The organism is Massilimicrobiota sp. An142 (assembly GCF_002160725.1).
Taxonomy (GTDB): domain Bacteria; phylum Bacillota_I; class Bacilli_A; order Erysipelotrichales; family Coprobacillaceae; genus Allocoprobacillus; species Allocoprobacillus merdigallinarum.
Window position 1 is genome coordinate 1 of sequence record NZ_NFLD01000070.1, and the last position, 2,768, is coordinate 2,768.

Genomic DNA, 2,768 nt, shown 5'->3' on the forward strand with positions numbered 1-2,768 from the left:
AGGGAATAGAATGACTATTCCCTCACATGGACTGGCAGCGTGCTATTTTCGCAGTTGCCTACTATCTTCGCCGCTGTGATGCTTAACTTCTGTGTTCGGCATGGGTACAGGTGTTTCCATCACGCCTTCACCACCAGATCCCTTCGAGCACGAACGCTCAAAACTGAACAGCCTCTCTCTTCCACTTCGGCTAAGCCCTCGGTCTATTAGTATCATTCAGCTCAGCATGTCACCATGCTTGCACCCATGACCTATCTACCTCCTCGTCTTGGAGGAACCTTACTTCCGAAGAATGGGAAGTCTCATCTTGGAGGGGGCTTCACGCTTAGATGCCTTCAGCGTTTATCCCTTCCGGACTTGGCTACCCAGCTGTGCCACTGGCGTGACAACTGGTGCACCATCGGTCCGTCCACCCCGGTCCTCTCGTACTGAGGGCAGCTCTCCTCAAACTTCCTGCGCCCACGACAGATAGGGACCGAACTGTCTCACGACGTTCTGAACCCAGCTCGCGTACCGCTTTAATGGGCGAACAGCCCAACCCTTGGAACCGACTTCAGCTCCAGGATGCGATGAGCCGACATCGAGGTGCCAAACCTCCCCGTCGATGTGAACTCTTGGGGGAGATCAGCCTGTTATCCCCAGGGTAGCTTTTATCCGTTGAGCGACGGCCCTTCCATTCGGTGCCGCCGGATCACTAAGCCCGACTTTCGTCCCTGCTCGACTTGTCTGTCTCGCAGTCAAACACCCTTTTGCCTTTGCACTCTGCGCATGGTTTCCATCCATGCTGAGGGTATCTTTGGGCGCCTCCGTTACTCTTTGGGAGGCGACCGCCCCAGTCAAACTGCCCACCTGACACTGTCCCGTCGACAGCTCCATGTCGTCCGGTTAGAACTCCAATGCATCAAGGGTAGTATCCCAACGTCGGCTCCTCGAATACTGGCGTATCCGTATCCTTGCCTCCTACCTATCCTGTACATCATGCATCAGAGTCCAATATCAAGCTACAGTAAAGCTCCATGGGGTCTTCCCGTCTAGTCGCGGGTAACCTGCATCTTCACAGGTACTAAGACTTCACCGAGTCTACAGCCGAGACAGCGCCCAAATCGTTACGCCTTTCGTGCGGGTCAGAACTTACCTGACAAGGAATTTCGCTACCTTAGGACCGTTATAGTTACGGCCGCCGTTTACTGGGGCTTCGGTTCATGGCTTCGCTTTCGCTGACCACTCCCCTTAACCTTCCAGCACCGGGCAGGCGTCACCCCCTATACTTCGACTTGCGTCTTCGCAGAGAGCTGTGTTTTTGGTAAACAGTCGCTTGGGCCGTTTCACTGCGGCTCAGCTTCCACTGAGCACTCCTTCTCCCTAAGTTACGGAGTCATTTTGCAGAGTTCCTTAGCTATAGTTCTCTCGCTCACCTTAGGATTCTCTCCTCACCCATGTGTGTCCATTTTCGGTACGGGCTGTCTGCAGTTTTGCTAGAAGCTTTTCTTGGAAGCCGGCTTTGGCCTCTTCTGTACTTATCGCAATGTTCCATCCGCGTCACGCCTTCGGGTTATGCCATCCGGATTTGCCTGGATGACCCCTACCTCGCTTGCTCCAGCTCTTCCAGCCGCTGGTTGGCCTAGCCGTCTCCGTCACTCCTTCACCCACAGCCAGGTACGGGAATCTCTACCCGTTGTCCATCGGCTACGCCTCTCGGCCTCGCCTTAGGTCCCGACTTACCCAGAGCGGACGAACCTTCCTCTGGAAACCTTGGGTCTTCGGTGCGTGGGATTCTCACCCACGTGCCGCTACTCACACCGGCATTCTCTCTTCCACACGCTCCAGATGTCCTTTCGATCATCCTTCCTCGCTGTCTGGAACGCTCCCCTACCACTTACTTTCGTAAATCCATAGCTTCGGTATCATGCTTAGCCCCGGTAAATTTTCGGCGCAGAGTCATTCGACCAGTGAGCTGTTACGCACTCTTTGAAGGATGGCTGCTTCTGAGCCAACCTCCTGGTTGTCTGTACATCTCCACATCCTTTTCCACTTAGCATGTATTTGGGGACCTTAGCTGATGGTCTGGGCTGTTTCCCTCTTGACCATGGACCTTATCACCCATGGTCTGACTGCCGCTCATCGTCTCCATGACATTCGGAGTTTGATTATGCTCAGTACCTCGGGATGAGGCCATCACATATTCAGTGCTCTACCTTCATGGCACTTCCTGCGACGCTAGCCCTAAAGCTATTTCGGGGAGAACCAGCTATCTCCGGGTTCGTTTGGAATTTCACCCCTAGCCACAATTCATCCGCCAACGTTTCAACGGGGGTCGGTTCGGTCCTCCATCGGGTCTTACCCCGACTTCAACCTGATCATGGCTAGATCACCCGGTTTCGGGTCTATGACATGCAACTTTCGCCCTCTTAAGACTCGCTTTCGCTTCGGCTCCGCATCTCCTGCTTAACCTCGCTCCATATCATAACTCGCCGGCTCATTCTACAAAAGGCACGCCATCACCCTTTAACGGGCTCTGACTTCTTGTAAGCATATGGTTTCAGGTTCTATTTCACTCCCCTCCCGGGGTTCTTTTCACCTTTCCCTCACGGTACTGGTTCACTATCGCTCACCAGGGAGTATTTAGCCTTTCGAGATGGTCCTCGATCCTTCCGTCAGGATTCCTCGTGCCCCGACGTACTCAGGGTCTGCCTCGCCCTGCTTCACGACTTCGGATACGGGAGTTTCACCCTCTTCGCTGCGCCTTCCCCTGCGCTTCTCCTGTCATG

At 54.2% G+C, this 2,768-nt stretch carries 2 rRNA genes; both read right to left on the reverse strand.

What is annotated here, in order from left to right:
- Nucleotides 1-29: 29 nt before the first annotated feature.
- Nucleotides 30-138 (reverse strand): 5S ribosomal RNA (gene rrf / locus B5E87_RS14665).
- Nucleotides 139-186: 48 nt separating this feature from the next.
- Nucleotides 187-2,768 (reverse strand): 23S ribosomal RNA (locus B5E87_RS14670); the annotation flags it as partial.